The organism is Corynebacterium sp. HMSC22B11, from assembly GCF_001815965.1.
Taxonomy (GTDB): domain Bacteria; phylum Actinomycetota; class Actinomycetes; order Mycobacteriales; family Mycobacteriaceae; genus Corynebacterium.
Genome location: NZ_KV823475.1, coordinates 59023 through 73073 on the forward strand (window position 1 = coordinate 59023; position 14051 = coordinate 73073).

Sequence of the window (14051 nt, forward strand, 5' to 3'; positions counted from 1 at the left end):
GGTTTCTAGAGGAAGTCGAAGGCCACGCAGAAACCGGTGCGCAGGTCGAAGGGGCCGTGCCAGTCTTGGCGATCGATAGCCAATGGCAGCGGGCAGACCTGTACACGCTCGCCGGCGACGTAGAACGCCGCCACCCCGTCCAAGACCCTTTCCACCCGTTCCGCGAGCCCCTGAGCCAGCTTCGGGTGGGTCAGCATCGCGGTCGGCGGCGGGGCGCCCGCGGAACCGGTGAGCTCCACCCAGCCATAATCCCGGGAGTCGAGGCGGTGGACACGGTAGGCCTCGCCGGATTCGCCCACCACCTCGCTGATGCTGTCTGCAGTCTCACCCCACAGCTGCAGGAGCGTGTGATAATCCTTCTCCGAGAACTCCGGGAGCTCCGCGGTGAAGCCGGACCCCACCGGCACCCGCACCGGGCGGCTATAGCAGGCCTCCGGCAGGCGGGTCAGCCGAGCCACCCCGGGCAGGCTTTTGCTCGCAGGGCCCGCCGGCCCGGCCGTGCACTGCGTGGCCACCTCCGCGGCAGCCGTGATCGTGGTCCTGGTTCTGTGCGTTGTTCTACGCGTTGTCACTGTGCTCGTCATGACAGTGTTAGACAACGCGGGAGCCCATTTGGTTCCCGGAAACGGCGAAAACCCCAAAAATTCTTGGGGGAGCCACCCACCGCGCCGGGGAGCTAGCCCTGCACTCCCAGCTTGTTAAGCAGTTCCTCGAAGGTCCAGATCGCCAGCTCCTGGCCCTGTTCCTGCAGCTCCCGGGCGCGCTTCTCCTTGCTGGTCACCGTCGCCCATTCGCCGAGAATCAGCAGGGTGGTCTTCTTCGTCACGTTCTTCGCGACGATCGCACCAGCATCGGCCAGCATGTCCCAGACCTCGCCCTTGGAGTAGGGATCCACGTCCCCGGTGATGACGACCGTCTCGCCGAACACGGGGCCGTCCACGTCCGCTTCAGTGTTTTGCTCCGGCACCTTGTCTGGTGTGGCCACCCGGTCCCAGGGGGCGCGCCGGTTGCCGCTCTTCTTCGGTGTCTTCTTTGTCGACGACGACGTCGGCGCGGCCGCTGGTGCTGCGGAGCTGCCCGCCGCTGGGGCGTCCGACTCGAAGGAGGCCGACCACTCTGCGGCATCGATGGTCGCGACGTCGACGTCGAAACCGGCCTGCAGGCGGGAAAGTTGCTCGTCGATCTCGGTCAGCATCTCCGCCTCGCCGGGGAAGAAGTGCACGGTGGCCGGGTTCAGGCGTGCCTCATCGAAGCTGCGGATGAAGCCGTTGGTGCTGGCCCCAGCAAGCAGGAAGTGCAACCACCCCGGCGAGCTGGCCGTCGGCGCCGAGATGCGCCAACCCAGCAGTTGCTCCGGTGCGATGGCCAGATCGGGGGAGAGGGAGCGGGCGAGCAGCGAACGGTGGACCTGAATGCCGTCGCTGGTGATGGTGATCGAGGAGTCCGTCATGGCTTCGACGCTACCCGATGGAGCTAGGCACAGGACACGCGAGCGACTAGGCTTCTAAAGCTATGAAGATCTCAGCAGTTTCCAGCTCTGGACGGCGCGCCCTCGCGGTGTGCCTGGCAGCAGGGCTCGCCCTGTCCGCTTGCTCGAAGGAAGAGGAAGCGTCGAAGGATGAGAAGTCCACCTCGACCACCACCTCGCAGGCCGACGCGAAGAAGTCCGAGGACAAGGACAAGAAGAAGGCCGAAGAAAAGAAGGCTGAGGAGAAAAAGGCCGCCGAAAAGAAGAAGGCGGAGGAAAAGAAGAAGGCAGAAGCCGAGAAGAAGCGGGCTGAGGCCAAGAAGGAAGAGGCCAAGAAGGCAGAGGCCGCCAAGCAGGCCCAGCAGGAGCAGGCGAAGGAGCAGCCCAAGGCGCCGGGTGGTGCCCCGGCGCAGGGCAACGCGGGGAACGACGAGAAGGAGATCCGCGACCTCGTCATGGGCATGAACGCCCACGTCAACAACCCGCACGCCTACATGAACTACCGCCGTGACAACGCCTGCCAGCGCGTCCGCAACGAGGTTGGCGACGGCGCCTTCGACGAGGCAGCGAACAACCTCGCCGGGACCGGCCTGAACCTGATCCCGCGCATCGATAACATCAACAGCGTGCAGGTCAACGGCAACACCGCGCGCGTCGAGACCACCGCCAGCGCACAGGGGCAGTCCCAGCCAGCGCCGATTGACCTGGTCAAGGAAGACGGGCGCTGGAAGTTTTGCGGCTAGCTAGCATCGCACGCAAGGCGCAGCCGGTCTCGGCGGTATTCCTCTTCGCGATGCTGGCCTACGGCGTTGTCGGTGTGCTGTGGGGGCTGTGGCACCCGACCGTTGACGTCGAGGTGACCGCCAACGGTGCACTCGACCCCGTGCCCGGCACCGAAGATGCCAGCTTCGTGGGCTTTGCGTGCTTCGTCATCGTCACCGGCCTGCTGGCCTTCGCCGTCGCCGGGTGGTCTTTCCTCACCAAACCGCGCGGACCGGCCATGATGATGTGGACCACGCTCGTGGTGTTCTCCGGCACCTGGTGGGCCTTCGCGATTGGGGCGCGGATCACCAGCTGGATGAATACCCTGCCCGAGGGGCACCCCGCCCCGGGGGACGTTCTCCACTTGGCCAGCGCCGATATTTCGCTGACCGCGCTGCTGCTGCCGATGACCATCGCCCTGGTCTTCTACTGGTGCGCGTCCGTGATGAGCGACAGCGAGACCTTCAGCGATAGTGCGGCTTCGGCCCAGAGTTAGTCGCCGAGCTCCTCTTTGACCTGCGTGAATACCGCATCGAGCTCTGCGGGGCGCGCGAACTCCGCGGGCATGGCCACGTTTGCCTGGGCGTAGGCCTGCCGCGCCAGGTCAGTTTCCCCCATCGCCAGCTGGGCGCGAGCCTCCGCTAGCAGCGCGAAGGCCTCCTTGACCGGGTGCCCCAACTGCTCGAAGGCGCTGGTCGCCCGGCGCGCGAAGTCCACGGCCGCCCCGCCCTCGGCGAACTGGGCCATCGTGAGCAGCCACTCGGCGACGTGCCACTCCTTGCCCTCCTCCTGGCTGGCCTCGATGAGCTCCCAGGAGCGGCGGAGATACGCGGTCGCGGCGTCCTCGTCGAGGTAGGCCAGGGTCTGGAAGACCTCGGCGGCATCCAGCAGCCGGCCGGATGCCTTCAACAACTCCGCCCGGCGGTGCTGCAGGTCGAAGACCTCTTCGGCTAGCCCCAGGCGCAGGCCCGCGAAGGTGGCGATCGCGTAGCAGGAGGCGGTGCGCTGGTCATTGGGGGTCATCTCCGACCAGTGGATCACCGACCGCGCGGTGTCCCAGGCCTCCTCGAAGAGGTTGTTTTCGAAGGCGGACTGGGCGATGACCTCCTGCAAATCCAGCAGGATGGGGCCGACGGGGACGCCGTCGACCCAGGTGACCATGTCGTGTGAGAGCTGCCAGGCCTCTCCCGCGCGGTCCTGGGAGAAGTACACGCGGGCGGTGAGCTCCGCGTGACGCATCGCGATGACCGGGGCATCCATGATGCGAGCCAGCTCCACGCAGCGTGCCCAGTGCTCAGCCACGCCTGCCTCGTCGCCTTCCAAAAGTGCAAAGTGCCCCAGCATGTCGTGGGCGTCGAAGCGGGAGACCGACGTGGTGTCTGAGCTGCTCAGCACCTCGCTGGCCAGGGCATAGGCCTGTTGTTTGCGGCCGGAGAACCAGTGCCGCTGGGCGTACCAGAGCAATCGGTCTGCCTCGGTGGGGTAGGCGGTGCCGAAGCGGCGCACCAGCCCAGCGAAGACCTCTGCCAGCTGCTCGCTGACATTCACGGCCACCGAGTATGCGGTCGTGGCGGCGGTGGCGAGCTTTACCGCATCGGGGCGGTCGATGCTCTCCCCGCGAATGGTCGGTTCCTCGCCGACAGTGGGGGAATCCGGGGTGGGGCGCCAGGCATGGAAGTCCTCGAGCAGAGCGCGCAGCCGGTCCTCGGGCTCGCCGAGCGGGTACACAGAGGGCTCATCCTGGTTGAGCGCGTGGAAGGCCAGGTGAGCCTTGCCGACGAGCGTGAGCGCATCGTCCCCGCGACTGTCCGCCCAGGTGTTGAGCTCGCTGAGCGCGGCGATGGCCTCGTCGGTCATCCCCATCACATCTGCGGCCCCGGCGCGCAGGAAGTAGAACTCGCCGACGAGCTCGGGGCTGACGTCCTCGGCGGTGGCGAGCCAGTGGAAGCGGGCGAATTCACTCATCTGCCGCCAGGCCGTGCGCCCCTGAGCGACATCGTGGGCGCTATCGGCCAACAATGCGTTCAAAGTCAGTGGCATGCCCCATGAACCTCCGGAAAACCTGGCTGGATTAGAATAAGGATCACCCTAGCAACCCACCATTTTTAGCCCCTTTAAGGGAGAGGATCTGGCATGCTCCAGCGCATTGATCTTCGAGGCACCACACCCACCACCGCCCAGCTTCGGCGGGCGCTGCCCCGCGGCGGCACGGATATTGATGCGGTGCTGCCGACCGTCTCGCCCGTCGTTGAGGACGTCAAGGCCCACGGCGTGGCGGCGGCAAATAAGTACTCCCAGCAGTTCGATGGCTGCGTACCGGCGAGCCTCCGGGTGCCGGCCGAGGTCATCGATCAGAGCCTTGACACCCTGGAGCCGAGGGTGCTGGACGCGCTCAAGGAGGCGATCCGCCGGGTGCGGGCTTTCCACGAGGCACAGCGGCCGGAGGACCAGGACGTCGAGATCGCCGAAGGTGGCGTGGTCTCCGAGCGATGGATCCCGGTGGAGCGCGTGGGCCTGTACGTCCCGGGTGGCAAGGCCGTGTACCCGTCCAGCGTGATCATGAACGCAGTTCCCGCGCAGGCCGCCGGCGTCGGCAGCCTCGTGGTGGCCTCCCCGCCGCAGGCGGATAATGGCGGCTGGCCGCACCCGACGATCCTCGCGGCCTGCAAGCTGCTGGGCGTGGACGAGGTCTGGGCCGTGGGCGGCGCGCAGGCCATCGCTCTGCTGGCTTACGGTGACGAGGATCTGGAGCCGGTGGATATGATCACCGGCCCGGGCAATATCTTCGTCACCGCCGCCAAGCGACTGTGCCGCTCCGTCGTCGGTATCGACGCGGAGGCAGGCCCCACTGAGATCGCGGTCCTGGCCGACGAGTCCGCCGACCCCGTGCAGGTGGCTTATGACCTGATCAGCCAGGCCGAGCACGACCCGATGGCGGCTTCCGTGCTGATCACAAACTCCGAACAGCTCGCCGACGCGGTCGACCGCGAGATCGCCGAGCGTTACCAGGTGACCCACAACTCCGAGCGCGTCGCCGAGGCCCTGCAGGGCCAGCAGAGCGGCATCGTGCTCGTCGGCGATGAAGAAGAGGCGATCCGCGTGGCCAACGCCTACGCCGCCGAGCACCTGGAGATCCACACGAAGGACGACACCGGCACCGCGAAGAAGATCATCAACGCCGGTGCGATCTTCATCGGGCCGTACAGCCCGGTGCCGCTGGGCGACTACGCCGCGGGCAGCAACCACGTCCTGCCGACCAGCGGCAGCGCCCGGCACTCCTCGGGCCTGTCCACCCACACCTTCCTCAAGTCCGTGCACGTCGTGAACTACAGTGAGCAGGCCCTGCAGGACGTCTCGGAGACCGTGATCGCCCTCGCGGACGCCGAGCGCCTCCCCGCCCACGGGGAAGCAATCAAGGCCCGCACCAACCCAGATTGGACCAACCGTGGTTAATCTCCCGATCCGTGAAGAATTCCAGGGCAAGTCTGCCTACGGCGCGCCCCAGCTGACCGTCAAGAACCAGTTGAACACGAACGAAAACCCCTACCCGCCGAGCGAGGCCATCGTTGAGGACCTCGTCGCCGAGGTCCGCGCGCTCGGTGCTGGGCTAAACCGTTACCCGGAGCGCGACGCCGTCGAGCTGCGCGAGGATCTGGCTGACTACATCACCGCGCAGACGGGCGTGGCGGTCACCAAGGACAATCTGTGGGCGGCCAACGGCTCCAACGAGATCCTGCAGCAGCTCCTTCAGGTCTTCGGCGGGCCGGGCCGCAGCGTGCTGGGTTTCGTACCCAGCTACTCCATGCACCCGATCCTCGCGGCAGGCACCCAGACCGAGTTCATCGCCATCGACCGCGACCCGGCCCAGGGCTTCGCGATCGACGTCGACAAGGCTGTGGCGGCCATTGAGGAGCACCAGCCGAACATCGTTTTCGTCACGACGCCGAATAACCCGACCGGTGGGATCACCCCGCTGGCGGACATTCGCCGCATCCTCGACGCCGCACCGGGGATCGTCATCATCGACGAGGCCTACGCCGAGTTTTCCGACGAGCCGAGCGCTTGCACGCTGCTGGCGGACTACCCGGCCAAGCTCGTGGTCTCCCGCACGATGAGCAAGGCCTTCGACTTTGCCGGTGGTCGCCTGGGCTACTTCGTGGCCGACCCGGCGTTCATCGAGGCAGTCATGCTGGTGCGCCTGCCGTACCACCTCTCGACGCTGAGCCAGGCCGCCGCGCGCGTGGCGCTGCGCCACCGGGAGGATACGTTGGCCACCGTCGCCACCCTCAGCGAGCAGCGCGACCGGGTTGCCGCCGAGCTGAAGGAACTCGGCTATGAGGTCGTCGACTCGCACTCCAACTTCATCTTCTTCGGTGGGCTGCAGGACAGTCACCGCACGTGGGAGGCGTTCTTGGACCAGGACGTCCTCATCCGGGACGTCGGCATCCCCGGCTGGCTGCGCGTGACGGTCGGCCTGCCGGAAGAAAACGACGCCTTCCTGGCCGCAGCGGCAGCAGTGAAAGGAAAGAACTAACTATGAGCAACACCTTCGAGGACCGGATCGGACGCGCCCAGCGGAAGACCAGCGAGTCCGACATCTCGGTGAGCATCAACTTGGATGGCAGCGGTAAGACCGACATTTCCACCGGACTGCCCTTCTTCGACCACATGCTCACCGCACTCGGTGCCCACGGCTCCTTCGACCTCGAGGTCAAGGCAGTCGGCGACGTCGAGATCGACGCCCACCACACCGTCGAGGACACTGGCATCGTTCTGGGCCAGGCACTGGGCGAGGCGCTCGGGAACAAGGCCGGCATCCGCCGCTTCGGTGATGCGTTCATCCCGATGGACGAGTGCCTGGCTCATGCGGCCGTCGACGTCTCGGGTCGCCCGTACTACGTTGGCACCGGTGAGCCAGATGCCATGGTGCACACGGTCATCGGCGGTCACTATGCCACCGTGATCAACCAGCACTTCTTCGAAACCCTGGCCCTGAACGCTCGGATCGCCCTGCACGTGCGTTGCCTCTATGGCCGCGATCCGCACCACATCACCGAAGCGGAGTACAAGGCCGTGGCCCGCGCACTGCGTGCCGCCGTGGAGCGCGACGAGCGCGTCACCGGCATCCCGTCGACCAAGGGTGCCTTGTAGGATTTGAGCCGCACGCGCCCCAGCCGTGCGGCCTGGGCGGGTGAGAGACCCGTCGCCGAATTAGACCAGCAGATTCTCAACCCCGTGCGCACCACGTACGGAGGAAGGAAGGATGACCTTGCCTATTCGCCCGAAGGCACTCCCGGCGGCAGAGCTCGCCAAGATCGAATCCGTGTGGCAGGCCCCGGGGCTCAAAGCCACGTTGATCTCGGTGTTCTGTGCCTTCGGCGGGTGGGCGATCCTCCTGCCGGTGATCCCGCTGGCCATCATTGAAGCTGGGGGATCCGAGACGATGGCCGGTGCTAGTACCGGCATCTTCATGGGGGCCACCGTGGCGACCCAGTACTTCACCCCAAGGATCCTGCGGAAAGTAGGCTATTTCCCCGTCATGGCCACGGCCGGCTTATTGCTCGGCCTTCCCGCGCTGCTGCACATCGGCTCGTTGTCCAATGCGGCCGTGATCGCCGTGGCTATCATCCGCGGCATCGGCTTCGGTGCCGTCACGGTGACGGAGGCCGCGCTGATCGCCGACCTCGTGCCGCTGCACCTGCTGGGCCGGTCCAGCGGTGTCTTCGGGGTCTTCGTGGGAAGCGGCCAGCTCATCGGCTTCCCGCTGGGCATGTGGGTTTATGACAACTACGGCTCCGCGGTCTACGTCCTGGCCGCCGTCTACGCCGTGATCGGTGCAGCAGCCGCGCTGGGGCTCCCGGTGGAATCCAAGGAGGTCACCGAGGCCACCCACGAAACCACGGAAGTCGAAAAGCCCGCCACCCAGATGGTTGCCACCTGGAAGCTGGCGACCGTGCCTGGGCTGCTCATCGGTGTCGCCGCCGTGGGTTTTGCGGCGTTCAGTAACTTCCTGGCGCCCGCCGCCGCCAAGATCGATCCCGCCATCGCCGCCACGGTCGCCGGCCTCACCCTGGCGGTGATGGGCACGGCGCAGACGATCGCGCGTGCGTTCTCCGGCTGGTGGTCCGACCGCAAGGGCGAGCCCGGCACCCTGGCCGTTGCCTCGCTGATCTTCGCCCTCGCCGGTGTGCTGGGAGCAGCCCTGACCATCAACATGGAGCCCACCGGCCGGCTGCTGGTGGCCTGCGCCCTGCTGACCGCCGCGATCTTCGGCGCCGGTTTTGGCTTGGCGCAGTCTGAAGCGCTGCTGCTGCTCTTCTACCGCCTGCCGCGCGACCGCTCCGCCGAGGCTTCCGCCCTGTGGAACATGTCCTTCGACTCCGGCACCGGTGTCGGCTCGATCCTGCTGGGCATCGTGGCCTCCAGCTTCGCCTTCCAGGGAGCCTTCATCGGTGCGGGCATCGTCATCCTCGTTGGCTTGGGGCTGGTCATCCTGGACCGCTTCATGGGCCAGCACCGCGTCGTGGACACCGGAAATGTCCGTACCCGTCTGCGCCGCGTGACCGACCGGGTGCGCGTTCGTCGCCGGTAGGCGCCCGGGTACAATGCGGGCTATGGAAACACAGTCCACAGAAGCGAATTCCAGCACAGCCGCCCCTGCTGAAGAGGGTACCCTTAAGGCCACCGGTGGGCGGCGGCCCAGCGTCGCGCTGTTGGACTACGGCAGTGGCAACATCCGCTCCGCGCAGCGCGCCATCGAGCGGGCCGGGGCCGAAGTCACCGTCACCAACGATCCGAAGACGGTGCTGAACGCCGATGGCCTTCTCGTGCCCGGGGTGGGGGCGTTCGCCAGCTGCATGACGGGCCTGCGCAAGGTCCAGGGGGCTCGACTGATCGGGGAGCGGCTTGCCGGCGGCCGCCCGGTACTCGGCATCTGCGTGGGCATGCAGATCCTTTTCGAGCACGGTGTGGAGTTCGCCGACGGCGCCCACGGCAGCTCGGAGATCGAGGGCGCAGGAGAGTGGCCGGGTACTGTCCGTCGCCTCGACGCCAAGATCCTGCCGCACATGGGCTGGAACACCGTGGACGTCGATCCCGCGGGCAGCCAGATGTTCGACGGTCTCCCTGCCGACGAGCGCTTCTACTTCGTCCACTCCTATGGGGTCCAGGAGTGGGAGCTGCACACCGACGGCCGGACCCGCGCGCCCCTGGTCCACTGGGGCCAGCACGAGGACTGCCGCTTCGTCGCAGCCGTGGAAAACGGCCCGCTGTGGGCCACCCAGTTCCACCCGGAGAAGTCCGGCGACGCGGGCGCGCACCTGCTGCGCAACTGGGTCACAACCCTCTAGTTGCACGGTCCCGGCACTGCGCCGGCAGGCCGGGGCTACACTGATCCTTTAATAGCTAAATCCACCCCGTGGCGAGAAAGTGAAAAACATGTCCCACAACAACACCACCGCTTTGACTCTCCTTCCCGCCGTCGACGTCTCCGAGGGCCAGGCCGTCCGCCTCGTCCAGGGCGAGGCCGGCACGGAGACCAGCTACGGCGCGCCGATCGAGGCCGCCATGGCCTGGCAGAACGCCGGGGCCGAGTGGATTCACCTCGTCGACCTCGATGCCGCCTTCGGCCGGGGCAGCAACTTCGAGATCATCCGCGAGGTCACCCAGGCGATGGACCTGAAGGTCGAGCTCTCCGGCGGCATCCGCGACGACGCCTCCCTCGAACGCGCGTTGTCCACCGGCTGCGAGCGCGTCAACATCGGCACCGCCGCGCTGGAGAACCCGGAGTGGTGCAAGAAGATCATCCAGGAGCACGGGGACAAGGTCGCCATCGGCCTGGACACCCGTGAGGTCGACGGCGAGTGGCGCCTGCGTGGCCGTGGCTGGACCAGCGACGGCGGCAACCTGTGGGAGGTCCTGGAGCGCCTCGACGCCGAGGGTGTGTCCCGCCTTGTCGTCACCGATGTCTCCCGTGACGGCATGCTGAACGGACCGAACGTCGAGCTGCTGCGCGAGGTTTCGGCGGCAACGTCCGCGCCGGTCGTCGCGTCGGGCGGTATCTCCAGCCTGGACGACATCCGAGCACTCGCCGCCGTCGTCGACGAGGGCGTGGACTCGGCCATCGTTGGTAAGGCACTGTATGCAGGCAAGTTCACGCTCGAGGAGGCGCTGCGGGTCGCCCGCGGTCAGGAGGACTGATGACAGAATCTCTCGACACCCGCGCGCTGCTGGCCATCGCCGAAGCCGCGGTCGACGAAGCCGAGGCCACCTTCACGGCCGCCGTCGGTGCGGATCCCGAGGTCATCAAGAGCCCCGGCGATTTCGCCACCGAGGCCGACCTCAAGGTGGAACGGCAGCTGCGCAACCTGCTGAGCCAGTACACCGGCTTCCCGGTTCACGGCGAGGAGTATGGGACCGTCATGCCGGGCGAGCTGCCGGGCGAAGTGCCGGAATACAATCCCGGTGACAAGAGCGCGGACGCCCTCGACGGCCCGCGTCGGCGTCGTCGGGAACTCATCGACGAGGAGCCGGAGACCTTCTGGGTCGTTGACCCGATTGACGGCACCGCGAACTACGCGGTGGGCAACCCGTTCTGCTGCATCCTCGTGTCCCTGATCCACCAGGGTGAGACCCTGCTGTCGGTGACCGAGATGCCGTTGCTGGGTCGCCGCATCACCGCGCACAAGGGCCACGGCCTGTTCGTGGACGGCAACCCCGCCCGGCCGATGCCACCCTCGGACGCGGGCGTGACACAGATCAGCTTCGGCTCGATCCTGTCCCAGCGCCGCGGCAACCTGCCGATTTCCTACCGCCAGGACATGCTCAACGAAATCGGCAAGTCCTATCCGCGCATGCGCGTCACCGGCTCGGTGGGCATCGACCTGGCCTTCACCGCCGCCGGTGTTTTCGGCGGCACGGTGACCTTCAGCCCGAACCTGTGGGATAACGCGGCAGGCATCCTGGCCGTGGAGGCCAACGGTGGGGTGGCGACCGACTTCGCGGGCAACCCGTGGCGGCCAGGCGTCTCCGGCCTGGTGGCAGGGGAACCGGACGTGCACGCCACGCTGCTGGAACACATTCAAAACGTGCCGATCGGCACCGCTGCGCGCACCGCGCAGGAGATCATGGACCGAGGTGGAATTCAATGAGCGTCAGTGTGCGCGTCATTCCATGCCTGGACGTGGCGAACGGCCGCGTCGTCAAGGGCGTGAACTTTAAGAACCTGCGCGACGCCGGCGACCCGGTGGAGCTCGCGAAGCGCTACGACGAAGAGGGCGCCGACGAGCTGACCTTCCTGGACGTCTCCGCGTCCAAGGAGGGCCGCGGCACGATGCTGGACGTCGTCCGCCGCACCGCGGATCAGATCTTCATCCCGCTCACCGTCGGCGGCGGGGTCCGTTCCGTCGAGGACGCCGACGCCCTGCTGCGGGCGGGCGCCGATAAGGTCTCCGTGAACTCCTCTGCGGTGGCGAACCCGGAGCTGCTCCGCGAGCTGTCCACCCGCTTCGGCGCCCAGTGCGTCGTGCTCTCCGTGGACGCCCGCCGCTGCGATGACCAGCCCTCCGGCTACGAGGTCACCACGCACGGCGGCACCAAGTCCGCCGGCCTGGACGCCGTGGCCTGGGCCAAGAAGGGTGAGGAACTGGGAGTGGGGGAGATCCTGCTCAACTCCATGGACGCCGATGGCACCAAGGACGGCTTCGATACCGAGATGCTTGCCGCGGTGCGCGAGGTCGTGTCCATCCCGGTCATCGCCTCCGGTGGCGCGGGTGCAGCCAGCCACTTCCCGCCAGCTGTTGCGGCCGGTGCGAACGCGGTCCTGGCGGCCAGTATCTTCCACTTCGGCGAGGTCAGCATTCGCGAAGTCAAGGACGCTCTCGCGGAGGATTACGAGGTGCGCCGTTGAGTTCTGCAGCCCTCGACCCCGCCATCGCCGGGCGCCTGAAGCGCAACGCTGACGGGCTCGTCGCCGCCGTCGTCCAGGACGCGACCTCCGGCGACGTCCTGATGCAGGCCTGGATGAACGACGAGGCCCTGGCTCTGACCCTGGCCACCCGCAAGGGCACGTACTGGTCCCGGTCCCGGCAGCAGCTGTGGGTCAAGGGGGAGACCAGTGGGCACACGCAGGAAGTCGTGGAGGCACGGCTCGACTGCGATGGCGACACGGTGCTGCTGAAGGTCAATCAGACCGGTGCGGCGTGCCACACCGGAACCACCACCTGCTTCGATTCGGATAGGTTGCTCTAGAACATGGCTACAGCGCAGGGGTATTTCCAGCAGATGACGACCCGCGAGGAATTCCGCGCTCTGGCGGCGGAACACCGCGTGGTTCCGGTGGTGTACAAGGTGCTGGCCGATGGGCTGTCCACCCTGAACACTTATCGCGTCCTCGCGGAGGACCGGCCGGGCACGTTCCTCTTCGAATCCGCCCCGAGTGGCAAGTCCTGGAGCCGCTGGTCCATCATCGGCACCGGGGCGCGCGCCGCCCTGGTTGCCAAGGGCAAGGACGCCCGCTGGATCGGCCAGACTCCCGAGGACCTGCCCGCCGCCGAGGACCCGCTCGCTGCGATCAGCGCCACCCTCGAAGCCCTGCACACTGCCCCCATGCCGGGCCTACCGCCACTGACTAGTGGCCTGGTCGGCTACCTGGGCTACGACATGGTGCGCTACATCGAGCAGCTACCGGATACCTGCGAGGACGACCTGGACGTCCCCGACCTGGTGCAGATGCTCGTCGACACCCTGGCGGTCGTGGACCACCACGAGGGCAGCATCTGGCTCATCGCCAATGCCGTGAACTGGAATAACTCACCGGAGCGCGTGGACGCCGCCTACGACGACGCCGTGGCCCGCATCGAGGACATGCTCGGCAAGCTCTCCGGCGCGACGGCGGGCGGGGTTCACACTTATGACGCCACCGCCGAGCCGCAGGTCCGTCGCCAGCAGACTTCTGAGGTGTACCGGGAGCGCGTGTTGCAGTGCCAGGAGCACATCCGGGCAGGGGACGCGTTCCAGATCGTGCTGAGCCAGCGATTCGAGATTGATACGGACGTGCCCGCCCTGGACATCTACCGGATGTTGCGACGCACCAACCCGAGCCCGTACATGTTCCTGATGAACATCCCGAACGAGGACTTCACGCAGACCGCGTTCCGGATCGTCGGCTCCTCGCCGGAGTCCCTTGTCCGCGTGCAAGATGGGCACATCAGCACCCATCCGATCGCCGGTTCCCGGCCCCGCGGGGCCACCCCGGAGGAGGACCTGGCCAACGAGTGGGAGCTGCTGGCCGATGAGAAGGAGAACTCCGAGCACTTGATGCTCGTGGACCTCGGCCGCAACGACGTTGGCAAGATCTCGAAGCCTGGCTCAGTGGCGGTACACGACTTCCGCCACATCGAGCGCTACAGCGCCATCATGCACCTGGTTTCCGGCGTGACGGGCGAGCTCGCGGAGGGTAAGACGGCCGTGGACGCTGCGGCCGCGACCTTCCCGGCGGGCACGCTCTCTGGCTCCCCGAAGCCATCCGCGATGGGCATCATCGACCGCCTCGAGGACACCCGCCGCGGTATCTACGGCGGCACGGTCGGCTACTTCGATTTTTCCGGCAACACCGACCAGGCGATCGCGATCCGCTCCGGGCTCTACAAGGACGGCACCGTGTACGTGCAGGCCGGTGCGGGTATCGTTGCGGATTCCGACCCGGCGGCGGAAGACCGCGAGTGCCAGCACAAGGCCGCGGCCGTGCTGCGCGCCGTGGCAGCAGCGGAGACGCTGCGCAAGCTCTAGGTTGCGACCGGCCAACGACGTTGACGAAAAAGGT

General features: G+C 67.0%; 15 protein-coding genes. 12 read left to right on the forward strand and 3 right to left on the reverse strand.

All coding sequences use genetic code 11. The features are described 5' to 3' along the window. Nucleotides 1-5: 5 nt before the first annotated feature. Both HMPREF3088_RS01935 and HMPREF3088_RS01940 read right to left on the reverse strand, forming a co-directional pair. A complete protein-coding gene (locus HMPREF3088_RS01935) occupies nucleotides 6-458 on the reverse strand; it encodes a hypothetical protein (RefSeq protein WP_246817999.1) in 453 nt (150 codons plus the stop codon). A gap of 218 nt (nucleotides 459-676) precedes the next feature. After that, nucleotides 677-1450: a BRCT domain-containing protein gene (locus HMPREF3088_RS01940; protein ID WP_070758050.1), complete on the reverse strand. Its 774-nt coding sequence runs from the start codon at nucleotides 1448-1450 to the stop codon at nucleotides 677-679. A gap of 62 nt (nucleotides 1451-1512) precedes the next feature. On the opposite strand from HMPREF3088_RS01940, the gene HMPREF3088_RS01945 reads away from it, so the two are divergent. Together HMPREF3088_RS01945 and HMPREF3088_RS01950 are read left to right on the forward strand one after the other, a co-directional pair. Further along, complete coding sequence (locus HMPREF3088_RS01945) at nucleotides 1513-2211, forward strand: Rv0361 family membrane protein (RefSeq protein ID WP_070758051.1); 699 nt, start codon at nucleotides 1513-1515, stop codon at nucleotides 2209-2211. Then, nucleotides 2202-2726, forward strand: coding sequence for a hypothetical protein (locus HMPREF3088_RS01950; protein WP_070758053.1), 525 nt, complete (start codon nucleotides 2202-2204; stop codon nucleotides 2724-2726). Before HMPREF3088_RS01945 ends, HMPREF3088_RS01950 begins: the two co-directional genes overlap by 10 nt. Here HMPREF3088_RS01950 and HMPREF3088_RS01955 read toward each other — a convergent pair. Then, nucleotides 2723-4270, reverse strand: coding sequence for a hypothetical protein (locus HMPREF3088_RS01955; RefSeq protein WP_070758055.1), 1548 nt, complete (start codon nucleotides 4268-4270; stop codon nucleotides 2723-2725). The genes HMPREF3088_RS01950 and HMPREF3088_RS01955 overlap by 4 nt on opposite strands. Before the next feature lie 93 nt (nucleotides 4271-4363). Here HMPREF3088_RS01955 and hisD point away from each other — a divergent pair, with 93 nt between their 5' ends. From hisD to HMPREF3088_RS02005, 10 genes are all read left to right on the forward strand, one after another. Next, nucleotides 4364-5683 carry a histidinol dehydrogenase gene (gene hisD, locus HMPREF3088_RS01960; RefSeq protein ID WP_070758057.1) on the forward strand — a complete coding sequence of 440 codons (1320 nt, stop codon included), beginning with the start codon at nucleotides 4364-4366 and terminating at the stop codon, nucleotides 5681-5683. Further along, the gene (locus tag HMPREF3088_RS01965; RefSeq protein ID WP_210401472.1) at nucleotides 5664-6764 is read left to right on the forward strand and encodes a histidinol-phosphate transaminase; all 1101 of its coding nucleotides are present in this window, start codon (nucleotides 5664-5666) and stop codon (nucleotides 6762-6764) included. The genes hisD and HMPREF3088_RS01965 overlap by 20 nt, the downstream gene beginning before the upstream one ends. A gap of 2 nt (nucleotides 6765-6766) precedes the next feature. Next, complete coding sequence (gene hisB / locus HMPREF3088_RS01970) at nucleotides 6767-7381, forward strand: imidazoleglycerol-phosphate dehydratase HisB (RefSeq protein WP_070758062.1); 615 nt, start codon at nucleotides 6767-6769, stop codon at nucleotides 7379-7381. A 112-nt stretch (nucleotides 7382-7493) separates the two neighbouring features. Beyond that, entirely contained in the window at nucleotides 7494-8822 is a 1329-nt protein-coding gene (locus HMPREF3088_RS01975; RefSeq protein ID WP_070758063.1) for an MFS transporter, read from the forward strand. Between the two features lie 13 nt (nucleotides 8823-8835). Next, entirely contained in the window at nucleotides 8836-9579 is a 744-nt protein-coding gene (gene hisH / locus HMPREF3088_RS01980) for an imidazole glycerol phosphate synthase subunit HisH (RefSeq protein WP_070758065.1), read from the forward strand. A gap of 88 nt (nucleotides 9580-9667) precedes the next feature. Next, the gene (priA, locus tag HMPREF3088_RS01985) at nucleotides 9668-10429 is read left to right on the forward strand and encodes a bifunctional 1-(5-phosphoribosyl)-5-((5-phosphoribosylamino)methylideneamino)imidazole-4-carboxamide isomerase/phosphoribosylanthranilate isomerase PriA (protein WP_070758067.1); all 762 of its coding nucleotides are present in this window, start codon (nucleotides 9668-9670) and stop codon (nucleotides 10427-10429) included. Next, entirely contained in the window at nucleotides 10429-11379 is a 951-nt protein-coding gene (locus tag HMPREF3088_RS01990) for an inositol monophosphatase family protein (RefSeq protein ID WP_070758069.1), read from the forward strand. The genes priA and HMPREF3088_RS01990 overlap by 1 nt, the downstream gene beginning before the upstream one ends. Then, complete coding sequence (gene hisF / locus HMPREF3088_RS01995) at nucleotides 11376-12137, forward strand: imidazole glycerol phosphate synthase subunit HisF (protein WP_070758071.1); 762 nt, start codon at nucleotides 11376-11378, stop codon at nucleotides 12135-12137. The genes HMPREF3088_RS01990 and hisF overlap by 4 nt, the downstream gene beginning before the upstream one ends. Further along, nucleotides 12134-12478: a phosphoribosyl-AMP cyclohydrolase gene (gene hisI / locus HMPREF3088_RS02000; RefSeq protein ID WP_070758073.1), complete on the forward strand. Its 345-nt coding sequence runs from the start codon at nucleotides 12134-12136 to the stop codon at nucleotides 12476-12478. Before hisF ends, hisI begins: the two co-directional genes overlap by 4 nt. 3 nt (nucleotides 12479-12481) lie before the next feature. Continuing rightward, on the forward strand, nucleotides 12482-14017 hold the full coding sequence (locus HMPREF3088_RS02005) for an anthranilate synthase component I (protein WP_070758074.1): 1536 nt from the start codon (nucleotides 12482-12484) through the stop codon (nucleotides 14015-14017). Nucleotides 14018-14051 lie beyond the last annotated feature (34 nt).